The organism is Alkalicoccus daliensis (genome assembly GCF_900103955.1).
In the GTDB taxonomy this organism is placed as follows: Bacteria; Bacillota; Bacilli; order Bacillales; family Salisediminibacteriaceae; genus Alkalicoccus; species Alkalicoccus daliensis.
Window position 1 is genome coordinate 200,312 of sequence record NZ_FNIL01000004.1, and the last position, 24,083, is coordinate 224,394.

At 45.2% G+C, this 24,083-nt stretch carries 20 protein-coding genes; 5 read left to right on the plus strand and 15 right to left on the minus strand.

Translation table 11 applies throughout. The features are described from left to right. Positions 1-10: 10 nt before the first annotated feature. Both BLP92_RS08945 and BLP92_RS08955 read right to left on the minus strand, forming a co-directional pair. On the minus strand, positions 11-1,396 hold the full coding sequence (locus tag BLP92_RS08945; RefSeq protein WP_090842606.1) for a hypothetical protein: 1,386 nt from the start codon (positions 1,394-1,396) through the stop codon (positions 11-13). 357 nt (positions 1,397-1,753) lie between these two features. Then, positions 1,754-2,929 carry a DUF2382 domain-containing protein gene (locus tag BLP92_RS08955; protein WP_090842608.1) on the minus strand — a complete coding sequence of 392 codons (1,176 nt, stop codon included), beginning with the start codon at positions 2,927-2,929 and terminating at the stop codon, positions 1,754-1,756. A 280-nt stretch (positions 2,930-3,209) separates the two neighbouring features. Between BLP92_RS08955 and BLP92_RS08960 the strand changes: the two genes are divergently transcribed. Together BLP92_RS08960 and BLP92_RS08965 are read left to right on the plus strand one after the other, a co-directional pair. After that, entirely contained in the window at positions 3,210-4,199 is a 990-nt protein-coding gene (locus BLP92_RS08960) for an HNH endonuclease domain-containing protein (protein WP_090842609.1), read from the plus strand. A 60-nt stretch (positions 4,200-4,259) separates the two neighbouring features. Further along, positions 4,260-5,477: a dicarboxylate/amino acid:cation symporter gene (locus BLP92_RS08965; RefSeq protein WP_090842610.1), complete on the plus strand. Its 1,218-nt coding sequence runs from the start codon at positions 4,260-4,262 to the stop codon at positions 5,475-5,477. 86 nt (positions 5,478-5,563) lie between these two features. Here the strand turns inward: BLP92_RS08965 and BLP92_RS08970 are convergent, their stop codons facing one another. The 6 genes from BLP92_RS08970 to BLP92_RS08995 all read right to left on the minus strand — a co-directional run bounded on the left by BLP92_RS08970 (position 5,564) and on the right by BLP92_RS08995 (position 12,737). Then, positions 5,564-7,255, minus strand: coding sequence for a SulP family inorganic anion transporter (locus tag BLP92_RS08970; protein ID WP_090842611.1), 1,692 nt, complete (start codon positions 7,253-7,255; stop codon positions 5,564-5,566). Positions 7,256-7,498: 243 nt separating this feature from the next. Beyond that, entirely contained in the window at positions 7,499-8,722 is a 1,224-nt protein-coding gene (locus tag BLP92_RS08975) for an ROK family transcriptional regulator (RefSeq protein WP_244516745.1), read from the minus strand. Positions 8,723-8,827: 105 nt separating this feature from the next. Then, the gene (locus tag BLP92_RS08980) at positions 8,828-9,490 is read right to left on the minus strand and encodes a DUF624 domain-containing protein (protein ID WP_090842613.1); all 663 of its coding nucleotides are present in this window, start codon (positions 9,488-9,490) and stop codon (positions 8,828-8,830) included. 9 nt (positions 9,491-9,499) lie between these two features. After that, positions 9,500-10,333 carry a carbohydrate ABC transporter permease gene (locus BLP92_RS08985; protein WP_090842614.1) on the minus strand — a complete coding sequence of 278 codons (834 nt, stop codon included), beginning with the start codon at positions 10,331-10,333 and terminating at the stop codon, positions 9,500-9,502. 12 nt (positions 10,334-10,345) lie between these two features. Further along, on the minus strand, positions 10,346-11,266 hold the full coding sequence (locus BLP92_RS08990) for a carbohydrate ABC transporter permease (protein ID WP_090842615.1): 921 nt from the start codon (positions 11,264-11,266) through the stop codon (positions 10,346-10,348). A gap of 106 nt (positions 11,267-11,372) precedes the next feature. Continuing rightward, positions 11,373-12,737, minus strand: coding sequence for an ABC transporter substrate-binding protein (locus BLP92_RS08995; protein WP_090842616.1), 1,365 nt, complete (start codon positions 12,735-12,737; stop codon positions 11,373-11,375). A 310-nt stretch (positions 12,738-13,047) separates the two neighbouring features. On the opposite strand from BLP92_RS08995, the gene BLP92_RS09000 reads away from it, so the two are divergent. From BLP92_RS09000 to BLP92_RS09010, 3 genes are read left to right on the plus strand one after another with little or no spacing between them, the layout of a single operon-like run. Then, a complete protein-coding gene (locus BLP92_RS09000) occupies positions 13,048-14,100 on the plus strand; it encodes a family 43 glycosylhydrolase (RefSeq protein WP_244516747.1) in 1,053 nt (350 codons plus the stop codon). Positions 14,101-14,126: 26 nt separating this feature from the next. Next, on the plus strand, positions 14,127-15,905 hold the full coding sequence (locus tag BLP92_RS09005; protein ID WP_090842617.1) for a glycoside hydrolase family 2 protein: 1,779 nt from the start codon (positions 14,127-14,129) through the stop codon (positions 15,903-15,905). Further along, entirely contained in the window at positions 15,902-17,248 is a 1,347-nt protein-coding gene (locus BLP92_RS09010) for a glycoside hydrolase family 43 protein (protein WP_090842618.1), read from the plus strand. Before BLP92_RS09005 ends, BLP92_RS09010 begins: the two co-directional genes overlap by 4 nt. Positions 17,249-17,718: 470 nt before the next feature. On the opposite strand, the gene BLP92_RS09015 is transcribed toward BLP92_RS09010, so the two are convergent. The 7 genes from BLP92_RS09015 to BLP92_RS09045 form a co-directional block, all read right to left on the minus strand. Further along, positions 17,719-19,080, minus strand: coding sequence for an amidohydrolase family protein (locus tag BLP92_RS09015; RefSeq protein ID WP_090842619.1), 1,362 nt, complete (start codon positions 19,078-19,080; stop codon positions 17,719-17,721). Positions 19,081-19,095: 15 nt separating this feature from the next. Next, positions 19,096-19,884 (minus strand): P-loop NTPase family protein, encoded by a 789-nt coding sequence (locus BLP92_RS09020; RefSeq protein WP_090842620.1) that lies wholly within the window; start codon positions 19,882-19,884, stop codon positions 19,096-19,098. A gap of 21 nt (positions 19,885-19,905) precedes the next feature. Further along, positions 19,906-20,673: an enoyl-CoA hydratase/isomerase family protein gene (locus BLP92_RS09025; protein WP_175444236.1), complete on the minus strand. Its 768-nt coding sequence runs from the start codon at positions 20,671-20,673 to the stop codon at positions 19,906-19,908. Between the two features lie 87 nt (positions 20,674-20,760). After that, positions 20,761-21,717 carry a fumarylacetoacetate hydrolase family protein gene (locus BLP92_RS09030; RefSeq protein WP_090842622.1) on the minus strand — a complete coding sequence of 319 codons (957 nt, stop codon included), beginning with the start codon at positions 21,715-21,717 and terminating at the stop codon, positions 20,761-20,763. Between the two features lie 29 nt (positions 21,718-21,746). Next, complete coding sequence (locus tag BLP92_RS09035; protein ID WP_090842623.1) at positions 21,747-22,286, minus strand: NADPH-dependent FMN reductase; 540 nt, start codon at positions 22,284-22,286, stop codon at positions 21,747-21,749. Beyond that, positions 22,283-22,987 (minus strand): alpha/beta fold hydrolase, encoded by a 705-nt coding sequence (locus BLP92_RS09040; protein WP_090842624.1) that lies wholly within the window; start codon positions 22,985-22,987, stop codon positions 22,283-22,285. Before BLP92_RS09040 ends, BLP92_RS09035 begins: the two co-directional genes overlap by 4 nt. A gap of 248 nt (positions 22,988-23,235) precedes the next feature. Then, positions 23,236-23,961 (minus strand): FadR/GntR family transcriptional regulator, encoded by a 726-nt coding sequence (locus BLP92_RS09045; protein ID WP_175444237.1) that lies wholly within the window; start codon positions 23,959-23,961, stop codon positions 23,236-23,238. Positions 23,962-24,083 lie beyond the last annotated feature (122 nt).

A 24,083-nucleotide genomic window follows, 5' to 3' on the forward strand; every position in this document is an offset into this window, starting at 1 on the left:
GAAAAATAATTCAATTTTTAAAACGAAAAAAGATTAAGATGGTGAGGATCGTAATAAAAACCCCATTACATAATAAAATTATCTTTGTCAAAGATTCATATTGGAAAATATCCTGTGAATAATCAATTAGTATTGCAATAATTTGACTAATGCTTAAAACAGCCATACAGAAGAGAACAGTACTCAATTTCTCTTCCCTGTGCTCCTTTTGCCGATAATAAAGAAAGTCTAACAATTCTTCCACCAGCAGCATCTTTTGTTTGATATTTTCAATGATTTCAGCTATCTGCCAGCGACTATTTAATTCTTTTAATAAATTTCTTTTTTCGGTGTCGAATGTTACTTTAATTGAGCTAGCATTATCCAAAATTTGATCAACGTACCTGTTAAAATAACGAATAGTTAAGATATCCGATTTTAACTTCTTTATTTTTTTCTTATCTGCACTGCTGCTGAAGGATACTCTGCCCATTTCCACAATTTTTGTTAATAAATCGAAGCACTGCCAATTTGATTGTGAGATTTGAATTAATCGTATGTATTCATGGACATTCGTTTTTGTCTGGAAATAATCATTTTCTCCGTCTTTCGTTAAAATAATCGAATGCCCCCAACCGAAGTAGATATATCTATTTTCATAGATAGATATATCCTGAATATCTTCTCTTTTTGAAGGTGTTAATATGTATTGAAATGGTTGTCCCGGATTTTCAAGTTCAAATAATTCATCTCCATGAATATGATATACGCGATGCGTCCATGGAATGCATTCTTCTCCTATGTCTTCTTTTGTCACAACCGGCATAAAATCAAGCGAGAAGCATTGGATTCTTTGGTCTTTGACTGCCTCAATGTAATCCTCCGACAGAACATAGCACAATTTTTCGAAATATACTTTAAACAATCGATTCAGTTCTTCAGATACTTTTTCTAATTCTTTCAGGCTCATTCCTGGATGGGTAATGGAAATCTTTGCAGAGCATGTTCCTACTCCAGACTCTTGGAAATAAAATCTGACATCTTCAAACTCAAGCACTCCGCCTTTAAAAATTTCACCGATCGATTCGTGAATCACGAGATTTCCCTCTAAACATTCAAGACTTGCATATATTAGTGAATTTTCATTGCCTACATTGGCAAAAACACCTTTTGCTTTTTTTACATTGTTTGAATCCTCAACTCCCCATCGGACATTACAGCGAATGCGCTCATCTTCATAGTCTTTACCATCCAAATGCTTAACCAGTTTGTTTTGGATTGCTGTGCGGCTTGAAAACATTACATCATCTAAATTCAAAAATGTATAGGTATTAAATGGAGCAAATATGTACTCATCCACACGGGTTATTGGTCCTGGCAGCACTTCTGATTGATTAACTTGCTTTTCAGCTATCATTTGCCTTTTCTCCTTCTCCTGTATAAGATTTTCCTTAATATCAATATAAAATATGGTATTTAATTCACTCATTATAACATTAATATTTTTCCCATGTATCTAAAGACTATAATAAATGAATACATAGACTCAATACTAAGGTATTTATAATCCCATTCCTTATTCTTAATTTTTAAAAGTAATTTTCTTAATAATCTTTTTCTATTATACTTTTTCAGATCTTTTAGCATTCTTCTCCTTTCTTTAACTTTCTCCGTACGAAAATTGCCTTCTCTGGATCTATAATTAGAAATATAGCCCATAAAAAAATCACGAAAAAAACCCTTAAGAGTATTAATACTCTTAAGGGCACGGTGTTTATAATTTACGATCATCATCCAGTGGATTGCGGTCGGTGTCGCGGCTGGTACTGCTGTTCTTGTTTTCATCAACATCCAGTTCTTCCCGCTTCACTTTATCTGTCGCATGTTCTGTTTCTTCCACTTTACGTTTGCCGATTTCTACTTCTTCTTTGACTACCGGCTTTTTGTTCACTTCTACTTTTTCTTCTTTCAACGGTACGCGGATTGTCTCTTCTTTAATTTCTTCTCCCGCTCCCTGCTGCGAATCAGCACCAGAGACAGGTTTTCTTTCAATGTGCAGTTCTTCGTGCGAAACGGGAACATCAATGCTCTTTGTTTCTTCACGCACTACTTTTTTCACCTTTGCTTCACCGGACTGTACTTCTTCTCTCTCCACGTTCAATTCTTCTTCACGCAGACGAAGCGTGCGTTCTTCTTCTGTTTCTCCTCCAGAAGTATTGGAAGCAGTGGTTCCAGGGGACGTTTCACTTCTGCTTGGATCTTTCAATGGATCTCCAGCACGGTGCGTTCCTTCGCCGCGCGGCGGTGTTTCCGTTTCCTCTTTGTTCGCATAAGGACTGTCATCCAGTCCCGGTGATTCCTTCTTATCGAAGTTTTTCTCCTGGCCTGGATCTTTCAGTGGATCTCCAGCACGGTGTGTTCCTTCGCCGCGTGGCGGTGTTTCCGTTTCCTCTTTGTTCGCATAAGGACTGTCATCCAGTCCCGGTGATTCCTTCTTCTTATCGAAGTTCGTTTCCTGGCCTGATGCTACCGGCTCTGTTCCTATCCCTGCGCCTGCAGGTGTATCATCCGGGTGACCTGCTGTTCCTGCTCTTTCTGGAGCAAGTACGACAATTTTTCCATTTTCAATATTTTCTTCGTGCTCTCTCACTTCCGGATCTGACAGGCCATAATCTTTCAGTTTGGAGTTGTAATCAGCATCGCTGTGCTCTGCTGCATCATCTCCGGTAAACGCCGCTTTTACTTTGTCCCAGAAATCAGGTTCCTCTCCATTGTCTGAAGAAGTATTATCTGCTTTCACATCTGTTTCACGGCTGATTAAATTGGTCTGCTGATTTTCATTTGCTAAAATAGAAATGCTTTCCGGGGCATGTCCTTCTTTTTTTAGTCTGTTAACCGCTTCTATTACTTCGGATTCCGTGTCATATGCGCCAATAACTCTTTTGTTCATGATGATGTCCTCCTCTTGTTGTTTAAGTTTTTTCAGGTTATACCCAACGTATTCCCACTCGTTACAGACTGAAACTATAATAGAAAGTTTTCCTCATAAACAGACTAAAAGAATCTTATAATTTCCAAATATAGGTATATAATACTGAAAAAACCTGAAAAACATACGCTAATTATGAAAGAAAATATGCAGGAAATCGCCTTATTTCATTATAGTGAAATTTTGAATTTACTTTTCTGCTGGTATAATAAAGAAAATGCTGGATGGCTGGTGATAAAAAATGAGCTTTAAACTTCGGGAAGGCAGCCTGAATCATGCCTATTTAACAGATGAAGATATATGGCGGATCTTTTCCAGCTTAATGTCTGCGAAGTCTTCAAAATCTGCTACCTATAAATATGTACTGTTCAAATCCCTGATCGAAAATCTGTATAATGTAAACGATCATCTTGAGCTGACATATGAGCAGCTTGCTTACAGCTTCGCAAAGATGTACTGGAACATGGTGGCTGTAAATGGCATTACAAACCATAACAGTGGAAAGAATGCCCGGACAGCAGTGATCATTATGGATTACCAGCAGGCACATCAAGTTCCTCCAGGCTGGGCCTTTGACCGTTTGGCCGGAGAAACACAACTTCAGATTATTAACAAAATGAAAGCAGCAATGAAAGTAAATGTGTTCGGAGCGCTTTACGGAGATACAGATGCCAGATTCTATGCGTTTGATCATAAAGCGGAGAGACTCCATTTTCACCCGCAGGTGTATAAATTCCTGTTGAACTACCAGTCTCTTCTCGTGCAGCTGACGAATTTTCATCTGGGAAAAATGATAGAAAAACTAAACAGCCCGCTTTCGGCAGCAATGCTGTTGAGAATTGAGGATTTATCGAAAAGGAGCAGCCTGAAGCCATTCGAGGAAGTACTTCTTTCCTATGTAACAAAAACGTGTTTTTACTGCCAAAAACCGCTGCAGCAAGGAAACAGGCAGACGCAGGTAGACCACTTTATTCCCTGGTCCTTCGTGCAGTCCGATCAGATCTGGAACCTCGTACTCAGCTGCGGACCCTGCAATAACGCAAAGCGGGATAAACTTGCGAAAGAGGATTTTCTGGTGAAATTAATTGACCGGAATGAGGAGCTTCTCGACAAAATGGAAGACGGGAATTTAACAGGGCAATTTACCGCATATAAAGCAGAGAAGCTGGAAATGATGTATGAGTACTCGATGAAAAATGGCTTTGATGAAATATGGGTTCCTTCTCCGTAGCAGACGTTATGTTATAATAATTTCTTCAGCTGCACCTATTCTGCAAAAAGGAGTCTACATATGAAAAAAATTAATTTTTTAACCTGGATTCTCATCGCTTTTATCGCAGCAGTGATTGCAGGGGCCGTTGCCGGACCCGCGGTTAATGTCGTAGCGCCGCTCGGTGAAGCCTTTCTGCGGTTAATACAATTTATTATTGCACCCTTAATTTTAGCAACACTCGTTGTTGGTGTTGCCGGGAACGGAGATTTAAAGAAAGTTGGCCGTCTCGGGGGGAAAACGGTAGCGTATTACCTCGTTACCTCTGCCATTGCGATCTCTATCGGGCTTGGAATGGGCTTTTTATTTGCACCTGGCGAAGGTGTCGATATTGCTCAGGAAAATATTGATGAAGGTGCTGCACAGACGGAAGGTACCGACGGCATCGTGGATACACTGCTGAATATTATTCCTACCAACCCATTTGAGAGCTTAGTGGAAGGAAATATTCTGCAGATTATCTTTTTCGCTATTTTCCTTGGAATCGGTATTGCAGCTGTCGGCGAAAAAGCCCAGCCTGTACTAAGGTTCTTTGAAGGATTTTCGGAAGTAATGTTTAAGGTTACAAGCTTTGTAATTATGCTTGCGCCGATCGGAATCTTCGGTCTGGTCGCACCTATCATTGGAGATCATGGCCTCGGAGTTCTGCTGCCACTGATGAATGTAATACTGGCGATGGTTACGGCCTGCCTGGTCCACATCCTTGTTACTTACTTTATTGCCGTGAAAGCTTTAGGAAAAATGAGTCCGATTGCGTTTATCAAAGGAATTGCACCAGCCGCCATTTTTGCTTTCAGTTCCGCAAGCAGTGCAGGAACGCTGCCGCTTACCATTAAAAACACAACGGAAAACCTCGGTGTTTCCAAAGGGACAAGCAGCTTTGTCCTGCCGCTCGGTGCTACGATTAATATGGATGGCACGGCTATTTATCAGGGAGTCGCTGTCTTGTTTATTGCCCAGTTTTACGGGGTCGAGTTATCTGTCATGCAGCTTCTCACCGTTGTATTAATTGCGACACTCGCTTCCATTGGAACCGCCGGTGTGCCGGGTGCAGGGTTAATTATGCTGACGCTCGTATTAACGAATGTCGGTCTGCCGCTGGAAGGCATTGCGCTTATTGCCGGTATCGATCGTATTCTCGATATGTTCCGCACAAGTGTCAATGTGATTGGAGACGCTTCGGCTGCTGTCGTCGTCGACCGCAAAGAGCCATTGGATGAAGAAGTACAAGCTTCTTAATGCCAAACATACAGGTTTGAACTGCTAAATATTAATATAAGAAGCTGCGCCGGATGCTGGAAAAATACAGCACAGGCGCAGCTTTTTTAAATCATATAATCTGTCGGCGGCTTAATCTTCGTCATGAGCCTGGAGAGCGTGAAGTATTTAATATTCTCCGGGAATCTCTCTTCCCAGCCTGCCTGCCGCAGCAGTTCGTAGACAGGTCCCTTCAGATTCACCAGCCAGATCTGCAGTTTTTCTTTTGTGTCGTATTTTTGAATCAGCCGCTCCAAAGCTTCAATTCCCATCGTATCGATATCATTGACGCCGGCCATATCTATGACGAGATGTGACTTGTCGTCATGTTTACGTTCCAGCTCCTTTAATTTTTCTTCCCAATAGTGCTCCAGATATTCCACATTGGAAAAGTGAATTCTTGCGTCAATGCGGACAATGGTTATGTTTGGGATGGCGCTTGCTTCAGGAAAACGATGCAGGTCCCGGTAGCTCTGTGTTTTCGCATGCCAGCCGAGCTCTGCTACGTGCGGATGGGAAATGCGGTTAATCAGGATACATAAAGAAACCCCGACACCGATTAACAATCCCCACTGAATGCCAACGAGCAGCGTGGAGCAGAAGGTGATAACCCACACCCAGCCGTCGGAAGGTTTAATGCGAAATACCTGTCTCGCTGATTTAAAATTAATCAGTCCGCTCACAGCAGAGAGAATGATCGCAGCCAGCACAGCCTGCGGCAGATAATAAAACAGCGGTGTCAAAAAGAGGAGCGTCAACAGTACACCGAGTGCTGTAATAATCATCGAAATTTGGGAAACCGCTCCGGCTCCTTGGTTAACGGCGCTCCTGGAAAAACTTCCAGTAACAGGGTAAGCCGAGAAAAATGATCCGCCGATATTGGAAAGGCCGATCCCGCGCAGTTCCTTGTTAATATTCACCGGCGGGCTGTCTCTGCCGGCAAGTGTCTTTGTAATAGCCAGCGACTCCATCATCGCAATGAGTGCAATAGTCAAGGCTGTAGGCAGGAGCAGCTGCATAGAAGCAAGACTCACTTCAGGCAGCGTAAAAGATGGCAGTCCCTGCGGCACCTCTCCTACAATATTTACTCCAGCTTCATCCAGTCGGAAGAAATAGACAAGAAGAATACTTCCTGCAACGACTACAAGAGGCATCGGCAATTTTATTTTGCGCAGCCCTGCGAGCAGCGCCAGGCTGCCTATCCCGATCAGCGCCGTAGGAAAATGAATCTGCGATATATTACTTACAAATTGGGCTATTAAAGGGAAAAGCTGTGTTTGACTGGCCATCTGTATCCCGAAGAAATTACCGAGCTGGCTCAGTCCGATCATAATTGCGACTGCGGAAGTAAATCCGTTGATCACATTCCGCGAAATAAACTTTACAAGCGTACCCGCATTCACCATTCCCAGTATAAATTGGATACAGCCGACCATCAGCGTCAGTAAAAGCACGAGAGAAATATATTCTGTACTCTGCGGCTCTGCCAGGAGCGAAACCCCGGCGAAGACAAGAATAGAAGCCATAGCAACAGGCCCGATGGCCAGCTGCCGCGAGGAACCGAAGCACGCATAAATAAGCAGCGGCAGAATGGAAGCATATAACCCCATTACCGGAGGAAGCCCCGCCAGCAGGGCGTAGGCCATCCCCTGCGGCACAAGCATAATAAATACGGTGATGCCTGCAACCGTATCATGCCTGAAAGAAGAAGAGTTATAATTATCCGGCAGATTCAGCCAGCTGCTGAGCTTTTTAATCACGGGGTCTCCCCTCCTTATTTAAGAAAAACAGGCTGCAGTAAGAAGAAGCTTTCTTCTCTTCAGCCTGTCAGGAATTTATAGTTTTTAGACAACTTCGGGGAGCTGTCCGATATTTTATGTATCTTTCACAAGCTTACCCTCATATTTTAGCATACGCTCAAATGCAAGGAAACCTGACAAAAAAACAGGCAGCACCTCTGCATTGGGGTATCTGCCTGTTTTATAAATTTGCACTGGTGTTCTTTACGAAGACAGTGAAGAGGAGCTTTTTTTATACTTCGTCTCCTGCCTTGTTCCTGCCTGAAACATCTGGTCAATCACGAGCGTAAACGCCCCTATTACCATCCCCTTTTTCCCGAGCGGAGAAATAGCAATCGTGGTCGCGTTTCGTACAGAACGGAGCGTGCGTTTTTCTACCATACTGCGGAGAGGATCCAGGATAACATCTCCTACTTGGAACAGTTCCCCTTCCAGCACTATTTTCGAAAATGAAAGCATATTCGTAATATTTGCAATCGCAATACCGAGATAGCGTCCGGCGTCTGCTGCTACCTCCATCGCCAGCGGATCTTTTTCGGCAACAGCCTGGTAGACATGCTGCATCGTTAATTCTTTATCTCCGGCAATTTCATGAAGCAGCGAAGGTTTTCCGAAGCGAAGCTGTCGCTGTGTCTGTTCAAGAATAGAAGATTCTGAAGCGTAGGCTTCCAGGCATCCATAATTGCCGCAGTGGCATTTCGGTCCGCTTACATCCACCACCGTATGCCCGATTTCACCTGCAGAATGCACCGGCCCGCGGTAAATCGTATTGTCGAGTACAATTCCCGAACCAATGCCGAGCCCTACACTGACACATAGAAAATGAGAGATGTTCTGGCCTTCACCGTACCATCCTTCTGCCAGGGTGAGGGTGCGGACATCGTTCTCTACGAGCACCGGAATGGAAAATTTTTCTTCCAGATGCTGCTGAATCGGTATATTTTCCAGCTGCAGATGCGGGGAGAAAATTGCTGTACCTTCTTCTGAATTTACAAGCCCGTGCATGGCCACTCCAATTCCGATAATCTTTTCAGGAGCTGCACCGCTTTCCTCTATCACAAACGAAACGGAACGGGAAAGCAGCTGCAGAAACTCCTCCAAAGGCGGCGGAGTCTGCATTCGTTCCTCTTTTTCCATAAAGATTTCCCCGTCCAGTGTGGCGATCACTGTATGAACTACTTCCGCGGCTGCATACACCCCAATGGCATAAAAGGCGGAAGAGTGAATCGACAGCATTAACGGCTTTCTTCCACCCTGAATTTTACCTATCCCTGTTTCTTCTATTAAAAGATCTTCCTCCATTAGTTCCTGCACAATCGTTCCTACCGTCGGAGGTGTAAGCTTTGTTCTTTTTGCTATCTGCGCCCGGGAAATCGGTCCCTCCAAACGCACCATATTTAAAATGGTCGCACGGTTCATGGATTTCATTCCTTCAAAGCTTCCTGTCTTCGGGGTAAAAATCATGTTATAAACCTCACTTTTGAACGATGATTGTTAAGGAAATAGTATCACAAATAAAGAAAGATTGGGTAATTATACTTTCCACGGCCGGAGTGTCCCCTTCCAGGAAACTTCTGTATCGAACATTGCGCTTTCCGAATCATACTTCTGCATCAGGAACCAGGAGGCGTTAAGCAAGAATAAAGATATCATGCCTGCAGCAGCGAGAAGTGCAATCGTAAATATAGTACTCAGCAGCAGTAAAAGAATTGCATATAAAGTTATATTTGCTGAAAACCAGAGATTTTCACTCACAAGACGCAGAGAACGAAGCAGAGTCGCCCTAAGCGGCGCCTCCGATTCTTTTACGAGAAGCGGAAATGCAAAAGTGATCACAAGATGCCACAGCAGCATGACATATCCCGCAAGTGTTCCGATAAACAGCCATATGAAGGAAGGAGTCTGGAGCATAAAAGAAAGATAGAGCACTCCCGGCACGAAAAGCGCCGCATAAAGTGCACTCAACTGCATTCCGGGTTTGAAATACTGCTGAAAGTACCTCCAGAAATCTTTCAGATCCGGGGACTTCCCTTCCTGCTTTTCCTGAATTATCCTGAAAAGCGCTGCCGTAGCCGGCCCTGCCGTGAACAGCGGCAGGACAGCCACCATCCAGCACAGCGTAGCCCAGACGATCGTGCCAAGATGCTTATATGTGTCAAAAATCGAACGGTAAAATACATCAAGTGCCTGTCGCATATGCGCCACCTATCCTTTGATTCCTGTCATTGCGATGCCTTTAACGATAAACTTTTGTGCGAAGACGAAAAGAATAATCACCGGAATCGCAGATAATACCGTTGCAGCCATTAATTTCGCAAACTGAATATTGAATGTGCCCTGCATTATCGCAAGGCCTACCGGCAATGTACGCATTTCGGTACTTGAAGTAACGATTAACGGCCACAGATAATCGTTCCAGTTTGCCATAAACGTAAATAATGCAAGCACTACAAGCGCAGGCTTTGCCAGCGGAAGAATAATCCTCCAGTAAATAAAGAAAGCGGAAGCGCCGTCAATTCGTGCAGCCTCCTCCAGCTCTACCGGAATTCCGATAAAAAACTGCCGCAGCAGGAAGATACCGAATACGCTGGCAAGCCCTGGAAAGATAAGTGCTGCGTAATTGTTTACCCAGCCCAGATTACTGATGAGCCCATACAGCGGTACCAGATTCATTACCGGCGGAATCATCATCGTACCCATTAAAGACCAGAAAAGCACATCTCTCCCCCGGAAGTGAAGCCTGGAGAAAGCATAGGCCGACATGGAATTCACCAGAAGCATGAGCATTGTATGCACTGTAGCTACAAAAAAGCTGTTCCAGAACCAGCGCAGTACCGGCACATCATCTCTCATAAATACATCTACGTAATTTTGAAATGTCAGCGTTTCCGGGATCCATCTGATCGGCCAGGAAATTGCCTGGCTCTCCGGTTTCAGGGAAGTAGAGATCACCCATAAGAGAGGAAGGATCCAGAAAAGCGCCATAACACATAAAAAGATAAGACTTATTCTTTTGGACATTTTATCTTCATTTTTCATGACAGCACCTCCCTATTTCTCTCTCGACATGAGCTTAAACTGAACTAAGCTGATACAAAGAAGGATCATTCCGAGCACTACGGACATTGCCGCGGCAAGACCTGCTCTCGGATTTCCGCCGGTAAATCCGACTTCATAAATATATAAAATTAATACGCGTGTTTCATACCCCGGCCCGCCGCCTGTCGCAAGCTGCGGCTGTGCCATAACATTGAAAGAAGCAAGTGTTGTCATAACGAGCACGAACGCCATCGGTCCTTTTAATCCAGGCAGCGTTACGTGGAAGAACTGCTGAATTTTATTTGCTCCGTCAATTTTCGCGGCTTCATATAGCTGATCGGAAATTTCTCCGAGTCCGGCAAGAAACAGAATCATATTCGTGCCGATCGTCCACCAGATTGTCATAAGTACTAAAGAAATCCAAACCCATGGTGTCCGTGTCAGCCAGGGAATCGCATCGAGTCCAAGCGTCCCGATATAATAGTTTACGAGACCGGCATTTGTATCCAGCAGCCAGATCCAGATTAAGACGACAGTAACTACCGAAAGCAGACTCGGCGCATAAAACAGGGCCCGGAAGAAATTCTGTCCCGGTGGTTTCGCATTAATCGCCACCGCAATAAGTAAAGGTATGATAATTAACGGCGGTACTGATAAAATAACGAAAATAAAAGTAGCTCTAAAGGCAGTCCAGAAATATTCAAAATACAAACTGTCTGTTACCCAAAGAATATTTGCGTAATTTTCCAGCCCGGCAAAAGACATATCACCGAAAAAATTCCAGTTATGAAAACTGATAACAAGCCCGTATATAGTTGGATAGGCGAGAAAGATAAGAAAGAAAAACAGGTGCGGTCCGATAAACAGAAGCGGTGTTAATTTTTCTTTCCAGCTTTTTGATTTTCTTGGTCGCGTTTCATTTACGGATTCCATACAATTACTCTCCTTGCTGAGCTGTCGGCTCAAGGATTTCTATACTCATTTATTTTCGAGCTGTGAAAAAAGAAAAGAGAGGAGCACTGCTCCCCCTTCTTTTCTATCAGTCACTGTGCTCAGAAGCAGCCTGTTCCGCGTTGGCTTCTCCTTCACGCGCAGCTCTCTCCAGTGCTTCATCCGGTGTCATCTGCTGCAGCATTGCTTCATCTACCGCAGGACCAGTTGGACCCCATGTATCATCATAGTAAGGGGAAGTTGGAGGGAAAATAAATTCCTGCTGGGAGATATTGTACTGATGCTCCAGCTCCTGGAACTCTTCACTTTCCAGTACAGAATAGGAAGCGGGCACCTGGCCGGCCTTTGCCCAGTCCACACCGTTTTCCGTTACAAACTCAATAAATTCCATTGCAGCTTCCTGTCGTTCAGGATCTTCCTCTTCCTGCTTTGGCAGTACGAAATTGTGTGATCCCGCCCATACTCCTTCTTCATCTCCGAAATTCGGCACAGGGGCAGAACCAAAGTTTAAGCCTTCCTGGTCTTCAAACCCGGCAATCATCCAGATTCCATTAATATGAAATGCGCTGTTACCCTGACGGAAAAGCGTTACTTCTCCATCCGCCTGTACATCTGCAGGAGATACTTCATGCTCATATACAAGATCGACCATTTTCTGCAGTGCTTCTTCTCCCTCCGGAGAATTATAAAGCGCCGTCAGTCCGTCTTCACTCACCGTTTCTCCGCCATGCGACATCAGTGAAGTATAGAAAATCATGTTACTCGGCCAGAAAACAGGCATCGCGATTCCATAGGCATCTGTTTCTTCCTGTACTGCCAAGGACATCTCCACCAGCTCATCATATGTTTCCGGAGGCTCACTGTAGCCTGCCTCTTCCAGCAGATCAATGTTATAGAAAAGACCCAGCGGATGTACATCCAATGGAATTCCGTAACGGCTGCCTTCAAATTCCCCGGCCTGCCACACTTCCTCAATAAAGTCATCATCTTCAAACCCAATATCATCGACCAGGTCATCGAGCGGAGTTAATGTATCATTCTGTGCGTACCCTGCGATAGAATCCAAATGCATAATCGCAATGTCCGGCGCTTCATCATTCGCTACCACCGTACGGAATTGATCATAGAAGTTCTCCCAGGGCATCGTCTGCGTGCGGACAGCAATTTCTCCTTCATGCATTTCGTTAAAATCTGCAATAATATTATTGATATCTTCTCCATCCGGACCTGTAAAGCCGTTCCAGAAATCCAGCACGATTTCTGCAGCGTCAACATCCACGTCTCCCGGGGTATCTTCAGTAGATTCTTCCCCATTTCCTTCTGCTGCTTCCTCATTCTCTGCTGCTTCTGTGCTATTATCTCCTTCTCCTTCCGGCTGTTCTGGTTCCTGGCATGCTGTAAATAACAAAAGTGATCCTAAAGTGACGGCCGATAATGCAGTTAGCTTTTTCATACATAAATCCCCCTTAAATTTTTATAGAAAAGATGAACTGTTACATCTGTGTTGCAATCGGTATATAAAATTAATTTACTATCTGCCAAAATGATAACGCATACATTTTAAAAACTCAATAACTTTTTTGAAAATTATTTCGATTAAATTAATTTCAACATTAATGTTTTATTATAAAATCCACCTTTTAACCTTGATAAAACAGTATTTATCATGAAAATTCAAAAGAAAGCCTTTTCATAAAAAAATTCCTCTGCTATGATATAGTAAATAAATTTAATTTATAAACAGGCAAGGAAAGGAGTCTTTTATGAGCAGATTGAATAAACCGATGCTTGTTTCAGGTGCCTGCCTTCTTTTACTTATTTCAGGAGCAGGAGGATATATGCTGTTTTCAAATCAAGAGGCCGCTTCCAGCAGCACTGAATATGAGAATCCAGTGTTTGAACCTGTACTGGCTGACCCCTCCATCATTCAGGGGGAAGATGGATTTTATTATGCTTACGGCACAGAGGATGACTGGGGGGACGGAGAAGGCAGCAGACTTGTTCCTATTGTCAGATCCTCCAATCTGGTGGACTGGGAATACGTAGATGAAGCATTTGAAAACAGCCCGGACTGGAAAGAGGACGGGGGTATCTGGGCACCGGATATTGCTTACTATAACGACCAGTACTATTTGTATTATTCGGTTTCCACGTGGGGGGACAGCAATCCTGCCATAGGGGTGGCAACCGCAGATGCTCCAGAGGGCCCATTTGAAGATCAGGGGAAACTGTTTGACAGCCTGGAAATAGATGTACCAAATTCAATTGATCCCCAGCTGTTTGTCGATGATGGTGTTCCCTACCTTTTCTGGGGAAGCTGGCATGGAATCTGGGGCATTGAACTTACCGAAGATGGCCTTGATTATCAAGGAGAAAAATTCCAGATTGCCGGTACTGATTTTGAAGCTCCTTATATTTTAAAGCGGGAAGGCGAATATATCTTTTTTGGTTCGAAAGGCTCCTGCTGCGAAGGCCAGTTCAGTGAATACCGGGTGGCAGCAGGAAAAGCAGACAGCCTGGAGGGTCCTTACCTTGATCAGCAGGGAGTAGATCTTCTGCAGAGCAGCGGCACACTGCTTTTAAGTGAGGGCAGCCAGTTTGTCGGCCCTGGCCATAACGCAATTATTACAGACGAGGCCGGCGAAGACTGGATTGTATATCACGCCATTGACCGGGACAACCCATGGATAGGAAGCGGCGCAACAAGAAGACCGCTGATGATAGATCCGATACATTGGGAAGACGGCTGGCCCGTGATGGAAAATGGCACCCCGGGAGAGGGTGTACAGGAAGGCCCTGTTACACAGGAAAACTAACAAATGATGCAGAAAGGGTGTTGGCAATGGCAAACAGACAAGAATATCCCCGGCCACAATTTTACAGAGAGAGCTGGATTTCATTAAACGGAACGTGGGATTTCAGTTATGATGATGAAAATAAAGGAGTACAGGAGCAGTGGTTTCATTCTACAGGGACACTAGATCGAAAAATTGAAGTACCATTTACTTATCAGACGAAGAAAAGCGGAATTGAAGAAACAGATTTTCACGATGTTGTCTGGTATCAGAGAGAATTTGAAATACCTTCCGGATGGGACAATAAACAGAAATTGCTTCACTTTGGGGCGGTGGATTACCGCGCCTGGGTCTGGGTAAACGGCCACTATGCAGGTTTTCATGAAGGCGGCCATGTCCCTTTTCACTTTGATATTACGAATTATCTGCAGCCGGAAAATAATTATATTACCGTCCGCGCAGAAGATCCTACTCATGACTTAACACAGCCCCGCGGCAAGCAGTACTGGAAAGAAAAATCAGAAGGGATTTTTTATACGAGGACGACAGGAATCTGGCAGACAGTCTGGCTGGAAGCAGTGGCAGAAACTTATCTTAAGAAGATTCGCTTTACGCCGGATATCGATCAGGATGAAGTTGCGGTTGATATACACGCAGCACATGCGCAGCCAGGAGATGAAGTACAGGTCTGCATTCAGTTTGCAGGAGAAACAGTTGCAGACGATATTATCCGGATAAGCGGTTCTGAAGTGCACCGAAAGATAAAGCTTGGAGACTTTAACGTGCATAATGCCGGCAGACTCTGGAGTCCCGAATCACCAAATCTGTATGATGCAGTAATAAAGTTGCAGCGCAGCGGACAGGAGATTGACCGTATTACAAGCTACTTCGGCATGAGAAAGGTCAGTGTGGAAAACGGCGTAGTGATGTTAAACAATAAACCTTATTACATGAAACTCGTGCTCGACCAAGGCTATTTTCCGGAGAGCCTGTTAACTCCCCCTTCGGAAGAAGCTATTCTTAAAGATATTGAACTCACCAAGGAAATGGGCTTTAACGGAGTCCGGAAACATCAAAAGGTAGAAGATCCGCGGTATCTGTACTGGGCGGACAAAAAAGGACTTCTTGTGTGGGGGGAAATGGCAAATGCCTATATGTATTCTGAGAATGCAGTAAGAAGAATGACCGCAGAATGGCAGGAAGTAATTGAGCGCGATTACAGTCATCCTTCTATCGTTGCCTGGATGCCGATCAACGAAAGCTGGGGCGTTCCGAACCTGCTGTCGGAAGAAAAACAGCGGCAGCACACGCTGGCCATGTATCACCTGACAAAATCACTCGATGATACGAGACTTGCGTTCTCGAATGACGGCTGGGAGCACACAATTTCAGATATGCTTACAATTCATGATTATGAAGCTTCTAAAGACGTTTTATTAAACCGCTACAGCAGGCTGGAAAATATTCTGCAGAGCCTTCCAGGACATAAGCAGCTTTATGCGCCAGGCTACACGTACCGTAAGGAGCCGATTCAAGTGACTGAATTCGGCGGCATCGCTTACCAGAAAAGCAGCTGGGAAGGCTGGGGGTACTCCGGAGCTACAACAGATGAAGAATTTGCCGACCGTTATGAAGCAGTAATCTCCGCGATGCTTGAGTCACCGCTCGTGCAGGGCTTCTGCTACACCCAGCTTACGGATGTGGAACAGGAAATAAACGGTCTGCTTACGTATGACAGAAAACCAAAAATTCCGCTGGAAACGATCAGAGCAATTAACGAAGGAGGAAAGCAGACTCGTTTTGAAACTGAGGAGGAAAAAGTATGAGTTTTCAAAATCCAGTGATCTCCATCCCCGGGGTAGATCATGGGGATCCTGCAGTCATTCGTTATAAGGGAGTATATTATTTATATCATACCGGCCCTGATCATGTGCCGGTGTATACTTCAATAAACCTTACAGACTGGAAGCTGGAAGGAAAAGCCCTCCTGGCTTCCTCAGAAACAGACCACTGGGCGCAGCTGGATTTATGGGCACCGGAAGTGTTCTATGAGAATGGTACTTTTTATATGTATGTAACAGGTGCAAAAAGAGGGGAAAATGGAACGGCAGACGATGAAGAAAGGCATATAGGAGTAGCCAAAAGCAAGGATCCACTGGGACCATTTATACTGGCAGAGGAACCGTTAACTCCGGAATGGTCTATTGATGCACACCCCTTTACAGATGATGACGGCCAGATGTATATGTTTTACAATGTACGCAATGAACATACGAGAGGTCCGGACGGCGTCATTGGTACCGGAAATGTCGTTGATAAAATGAGGGACCCGGAAACACTTGCAGGAGAACCTGCACTCGTCGTTAAACCGGAGTATTCCTTTGAAGGAAACAAAGAGGGATCATTCTTTTGGAATGAAGGTCCGTTTGTGCTGAAGCGGAATAACCTGTATTACCAGATGTACAGTGCAGGTTTTTTTGGAGATGATACTTACGGTGTGTACTACGCAACCTCCGGCACCCCGCACCATATAGATGGTTACAACAAACAATGGGAAAAATTTGAGAGCGGCAGGCCTATCCTGCAGACAAACGCTGCCTGTTTAGGCCCTGGCCATCACGTAGTGACGAAAGCTCCGAACGGCTGGGACGACTATGCCGTTTATCACGGCTATGAGCCGGAAGAACAGGTAAGAGAACGGAGAGTCCGAATCGGAAAATTATGGTGGGAAGGATCCGAGCTGCGTTTAGAGGAACCGAGGAAAGATATATTATGGAGCCCCCCTGCTCCTGATGTGGATCTGCGGTCCAAAACATCGTTTTCTGCAGACCCCTTTTCTTCCCAGGCGGAAAACTTTCTGTTTGAAACTACGGTGCAGTGGAAAGAGGATTTAGTAATCACTTTTAAAGAATTAGAGGTTACCGCAATACTGGATGCAGTGCAGCAGCAATGTACTTTTTCCTCAGCAAACGGACACAGAACAGTACCCTTTCCCCGAGTCTGGAAGCCTGATCATTTCCATTTGATTACTTTCATCCTGCGCCATGGGGAACTCCAGATAAAGATGAATCAGCTCATGCTGCTGCAGGAGCCTGTAGGCAACCGCTCCACCACCTTTGCTGTTAAAAACACTGCAGAATTTTACGGTACGATATACACCTTGCTGTAACATTCCCTCAGCGGTTATCTTCATTTTGCATCAACATGAACTTAAAATCTTTTAGCCTTCCTTCTGTCAGGAAGGCTTTTATTGTTTTCTATCTTCACCGCTTAACCTCCAGCCAGAATCAATCTGACGACATTTGACGTTCAAGCCTTTTGCCAACATGATCAAATAGCAGCTTCCCGCTTTCAAAATTCACACTCCTTCGGATTTTTTCCTTGTCTAAACCCTATGCTTTTAACTATTTTCGGGGAAGAATTTCACTTCCACTTACAAATGCTTGCTTGATTTATTGAATTCATATGACTATTATTCCGGAAGTAATAATACCCTTTCCAATGTCTCTAGGTATAGAAAAAAGCAGAAGATCAGTCGGAAAGCGGAGGAGACCTCCTACATGAAAATTATTAATTTATAAACATTCTGAAAAAGAACGTGCCGGTAGATTGGCACGTTCCTTTCCTGTCAGTACTGCTTTACACAAGCCAGAGCTCATCCGGATTCCCATAGGCTTCAAAAATCGAGTTGCGTGCTTCTACTGCAAGCGTATGAATGCGCTTTTTATCAATGTGAAGCATTTGTCCGTGCCGTTTCACTGCTTTTCCTCCAACAAAGACGGAATCCACATTTCCCGTGTGCGCACACTGCACGACAGCGCCAATTGGATCATTGACCGGGAACATGTTCAGGTCCGTGGTGCGCAGCATAATAATATCCGCTTCCTTGCCGGGAGTTAAGCTGCCGACTTTATCATCCAGCAGCAATGCTTCCGCGTCTGCCATTGTTGCCATTTTCAATACTTCTTTCGCGTGGAGGTTCAGCGGCGGCCCGGGCATGACATCTTCTGCAAGCAGCTGCTCATTAATGCGGGAACGTTCTGCCTGCAGCGTAAACTTCATCTGCGCAAACATATCCCCGCCGGTGGAAGTTACTACATCTACACCGAGCGCAGGCATTAATCCATTTTCCAGGCACAGTCCTGTTGCCGGGTAGCCGTGCCCCATCATCATTTCAATCTCCGGCGTGACAGAAACAGAGCCGCCTTGCTCTGCAAGCATTTTTATTTCTTCGGGGCTTACCCCTGTCGCATGCGCAAAGTTTAAATCTTTCCCGAGCAGTCCTGCTTTATTCAGCTTTTCAATGGACCTGTCCACTTTTCCCCAGGTGCCGAAGCCAAGATGCATCGTGCAGACGCTGTTCAGCTCTCTTGCTGTCTGAATTTCTTTTACCGCCGTTTCCCACGAGCAGAATTCAGGCCCCCGGATGGCCAGACCCATCGTTAACAGCTGGTCATTGGAAGAGAAATACTTTTGCTTAATGTATTTTGATTCATCGATACAGTCAAGTGTGCTCCCCCGGTCCCAGTATTCTCCGTCTCCCGGACAGCCGTGGGCAAACACACCGCGGATACCGGACTCCTTCAAGCCCCGGATCATTTCCTCTGTATGATCTCTGGAAATAACCATCGACCAGTCGAGCATTGTGGTAACTCCGGACTCCAATGCTTCCAGCGAACCGAGCAGATTTCCGATATAATCATCCTCCGGCCGTCGTTTCGAACCGATATTTCCGTAATAAATACTTCCTAAGTACTTTTGCAGCGACCAGTCTGCCCCAACATTTCGAATCACAGACTCCCAGGCGTGCCGGTGACTGTCCACGAGACCCGGCATGACAATCATTCCCTCTGCATCGATTACTTCACAGTCCTCCGCCGCAATAGACGGTCCCACCTCTACAATCTTCGAGCCCTCCACCAGTACATCCGCTTTTTTAAAGTCACCCAGCTTTTCATCCATTGTAAGGACTATTCCATTTTTAAAAAGCTTTCTTTCCATTTTGCATTCCCCTTCCTATTTTTCTCTGCTTTTCTTTTCCGTCTGCAATACTGCATTCCATTGAATATTCAGCGTATACTGCATGCCGAGCTGATTTCTTAGATTACGGACCACACGTTCCTGCCATTGAAACAGGTCGTGTGCTGAAAAACTCTGATAAGTGGAAAGCTTTACGTGCACCATTTCAAATTCAACTTTTACCGCCTGAAGAGAGATACCTTCCGGCTGCATGATCAGCAGAATATCTTTTACACACTGCGGAGAAATAATAATGCGGTTCTTTCCTGCATAAACCGGTCGTACCATAAGCACTTCTGTATTGCCTTTTCGGAAAGGAATTATTAGTTTACGGAACCAGCTTCCGATAAAGGTCCGCGCTACATCGACCGGTGCGATTGGAATGACGTGATAATTTTTATTGCGCTGGTCCCGCGCTTTCTTTAATTCCACTGGAGACTGAAATTCTTCAATCGGGATCCATTCGATCGTTTCTTCCAGCTCCAGCCGTGCTGTAATTTGGCTGATCATCCGCTTGGACGTCCCGAGAATGAGCAGGGAGGCAATTTGCTGCGAACGTAAATATATCTGCACTTCCTCTCTGTGAGAGTCGGAAAAAAAGGTGGCGCGCTTAATCGCTGTAATCAGTCCATTTTCATTTTTCGCGGATCTCCCGGCCACTCTTTTGCCATCCACTATTACAATACCGTCGTCGATCATTGCCTCTGCACCGCAAAAACTAAGCACCTCTGTCGCTTTATGACTTTTTCCCGTCCCGCTTTTTCCGTGAAGGCCGTATATTTTCAATAGTTCCTCCTCCCTCACTATTTATAAAAAGCGCGGTGCCCGTTTTTCCACAAAAGATAAGCACCCTTCCAAAAAATACGTTTCATCTGCGTATTTCATTTCCGGCACCTCTTCTTCCAGCGGTGTCTGGATAGCTTTTTTCGCAGAAGCAAGAGAGCTTGGCGCAAGTCTCGTTATTTTTTCAGCTATGGCGAGCACACGGGAATCAAAGGCCTCCCGCTCCATTACTTTATTTAACAGACCTGTCTGCAGTGATTTCTCTGCATCGTAAATTTCTCCGAGCATTACCAGTTCCGAGACACGTGCAGGACCGATAATTCTTTTCAGCCGGTGAATAAACTCCGGTCCCAGGTTTATCCCGAGTCCCGCTACAGGAATACCCATTTTCGCATTTTCCGTCCCTACTCTCAGGTCGAATGCCAGCGAAAAAATCAAGCCTGCCCCGTATGCAGGCCCGTCTACCGCTCCGATCACCGGAACAGGAATGTTTTCAAACGTCCGGATCGTCTCTTCCATTAGCTGAAACGATTGATTTGCTTCAGACACTGACATGCCGCAGAATTCCTTAATATCAAATCCGGCAGTAAAGCTTCCCGGTACGCCGCGAACGACAACGGCTCTTGTCTTCTTATTCCGCTGCAGTTCCTCGCCGATTGCTTTTAACTCCCGCCACATGTTGGAAGTCAGGGCGTTTCTCGCTGCCGGCCTGCTGATGGTTACGACCGCAATTTTTGCCCCTTCCTGCAGTGTGATTTTTCCGTCGGGTGCTCTTTTAATCATTACTCTCATCATTTTTCCTCCGTTCCGCGTATGCAAAAAAGCAGGACGATGAGCAATGCAGAAAAAGCTGTTGCATGGCTCTTTTCTGCAGGCTTGTCAGATGAAGCGAACCTTGTTTTCCTGCAGGCCGAGGTCAATTGTTCCGTCCCGGCTTTTGATTTCGCTCGTGATGACGTCCCCTTCTTTCAGGTAGTGCTCATTTTTCCCCTGGCTTTCATTTAACGTTTCCACTTTTTTATCCAGCTTTTCAAAAGGATTCAACAGCAGATTCATGTCCTCCGGGGATAGTTTGAGTGCGACCCCTCCAGGCGTGCCGGTCATCAGCAGATCTCCCGGATAAAAATTCATCATGCGGGAAAGCTCAACAAGTGTTTCCTCCGGCTTATACAACAACTGCGTCGTATTTGCCTGCTGCCGGACTTCCCCGTTTACTTTCAACGTCAGTTCCAGGTCATGTACTTTTTCCGCTTCCTCCTGATCAATTAAATACAATACCGGGCCGGCCGGGCAGAACGTTCGGAAACTTTTTCCTTTATACCACTGGTTTTCCGTAAACTGAATGTCCCGGGAAGAAACATCATTTGTAATAATAAACCCTGCGATATATTCTGAAAGATCTTTAAACCCATCCTCGAGCGGCTGATTTAATTCTTTTTTAAAGACCAGCCCGAGCTCAATTTCGTAGTCGAGCAGCTTCACTTTCTTCGGACTTTCAATATCCTGTCCTGGTCCGCTGAGGGAACTGGCTGCCTTTGTAAAAATCATGTTAAAAGGGGGACGCTTTGCGTCGAGACCGCCCTCTTCCCGGTGTGCAGCATAGTTCGCTCCCTGGCAGACAATCTGCGCCGGGGCCGTTACCGGACTTAACAGTTCCACCTCCTGCTGCTGATGCTGGACGGCGGCTTCTTTCTGAAGCGATTCCGCCTCCTTTACTCCCTCTTTCAGGAAATGAGCGAGTGTCTCATACTGCTGCTTAAGTTCATAAATTACGCCGTCCTCCAGTACACCCCATTTTTCTCCATCCTTCTGAAAACGCACGATACTGATTCCCATAATGCAGACTCCCTTTCTGAAATAAGTGTCTATTTGCTTTCGATAAAAGTTTTGAAATTTTTCATGACTCCGTCTAAAAACTCTACTGTGCCTTCGTCCGTTATTTTTCCTGTATCGTCCATTTTTTTATGCACTTCTCCAATAAATACTTCGTTTCCAGGCAGCACCAGTGCACTTACTCCGGGCGCAGCCAAAATCTGCTTCAGGTGAAGCTGGCAGCGGACGGTGCCCAGAAATCCCGGACTCGCGCCGATCATCAACACCGGCTTCCCTGCCATCACAAGATCGATTCTGGAAACCCAGTCGATCGCATTTTTTAAAATCCCCGGCACTGAATGATTATATTCCGGAGTAACGATCAATATGGCATCTGCGTCCTTCACTTTCTGCTTAAACGTGCGGACTGATTCCGGCGGATCCGTTTCTTGATCCTGGTCAAAGTAAGGCAGCTCCTGAATACCCAGCTTCTCTAATGTAAAATCGCTCTGATACCGCTCTCCGATAAAATCTGCAATTTTTCTATTAAACGAGTCTTTTCGCACGCTTCCGATCAGTGCTGCTAATTTCATAAACTATATCCTCCTTGTTTCTGAAGTACTGATTTAAACTGCAGCAATTCTTCCCTGACTGCTTCCGGTTTTTCAAGCATCGGATAATGGCCTGTCCCTGGAATAAAGGTCTGCTTCACTTCAGGGTGATGGGAAAATAACGCAGAAGCAGCACCGGGAGGAATCAACTTATCCTCACATCCGTACAGGCAAAGTATAGGTACGCTTAATTCTGTAAGCGCTTTCTTTCCATTCGAATATTGATCGCAGATAAGAAAGTCATGGTATGTCTGCTCGCTTTTCACCTGCGAGATATACTTTCGTTCTTCTTCCCGGAGTTCTTCCGGTGTTTCAGCTGCGAAGGATGCAAGCAGCAGCCCTTCCGGATACTGACCTTTTTCCAGCTTTGCCAATGCTTTTTCGTGTACCGGCAATGTAAAATGACTGCCGATCAGTACTGCGCCGATCACTTCTTTCTGCCGGGCAAGTTCCAGTGCAATCAGCCCGCCGAGGGAATGTCCGACGACTACGGAAGACGGCTTCAGCAAAGGTTTCAGGCTTGCTGCATGTGCTTCTACTGACTGCTGGTCAGTGGCGGGCTCCTCTTTTCGTCCGCCAAGATTAATGAACTGTGCCGGCTCGTCCCATTCGTTTTCCAGATAGCGCCACGTAGAAGCAGAACCTCCTGCTCCATGAATAAACAGCCAGTTAATTTTCTCCATCACCCTCTCCTTTCCGCTTCTTTCTATTAATAATATTATATTATTAATAGAAAAGTCTGTCAATTTACGGCGCTGTTTTTAACAACAGCACTTTTTGGTTTACAATATCTCTCTTACGATTGTATTTATTAGGAAAAACTTCGCTTCCGGCACCGCGCTCCTGCGTGCTCCCAGCATAAGAGCTGGAAGCTTTTCCGATAGACAAGACCAATGCCGGAAGAGCTGTTCCTCTTCAATTATGCTTCCCGTCAGCCGCTTTCCTTATTGTTTTTTTCAATGACGGCTACGACGCTGTACAGCAGATTGGACATGTTTTGATAAGCAGCTTCCTCATCTCCGCTGCAGATAGCCTCCATTACAAATTTATGCATTTCCAGTGCCTCATTCATCGTCGTCTGGTCTTTTTTCTGCTCTTCCATCAACACTTTGATCGTTGTATGCCTGCTTTGCACCAATCCACTGTAGAGTGTCTGCACAAGACTTACCATCAATTCATTATGGGAGGCCTCCAGAATACTGTCGTGAAACGCAAAGTCTGCTTCCACCCAGGCATCCTCATCCTGCGTGGCTGCTTCCAGCTCTTTAAATCTTTTCTTAATCTCCTGCAGATCTTTTTCTGTCGCATTTTTTGCCGCAAGCCTTACAGCAGCAGGTTCAATGGCCAGGCGCACTTCTGAAAGCTGCAACAGAAATGTCCGGTTTTTTTCTGCCGTGGAAGCCCAGGCAATTACATCCGGATCCCACCAGAGCCAGTCCTTTCGTTCACGGACGACGGTTCCTTTTCTTGTGGAAGCTTCAATCAGCCTTCGCGCGCTCAGCCCTTTCAGCGCTTCTCGGATCACGGTACGGCTTACATTTTTCATTTCACTCAACGTTTCTACTTTTGGAAGCAGTTCTCCCGGCTGCAGCGTGCCCTGCACAATCTGTGCACCGAGGTCATGCAGCATCTGTTCGCTTAAGTTTCTAGGTATCATAGGTATCCTCCTCCGCATTTCCATTCATTTTTCTAGCATATCATGAAGAAGGAGAAGCGATTTTACTATTTTCTGATTTAAAATTATGTTCCGCCGTGTGGGGTATCCGTTTATTTACTTAC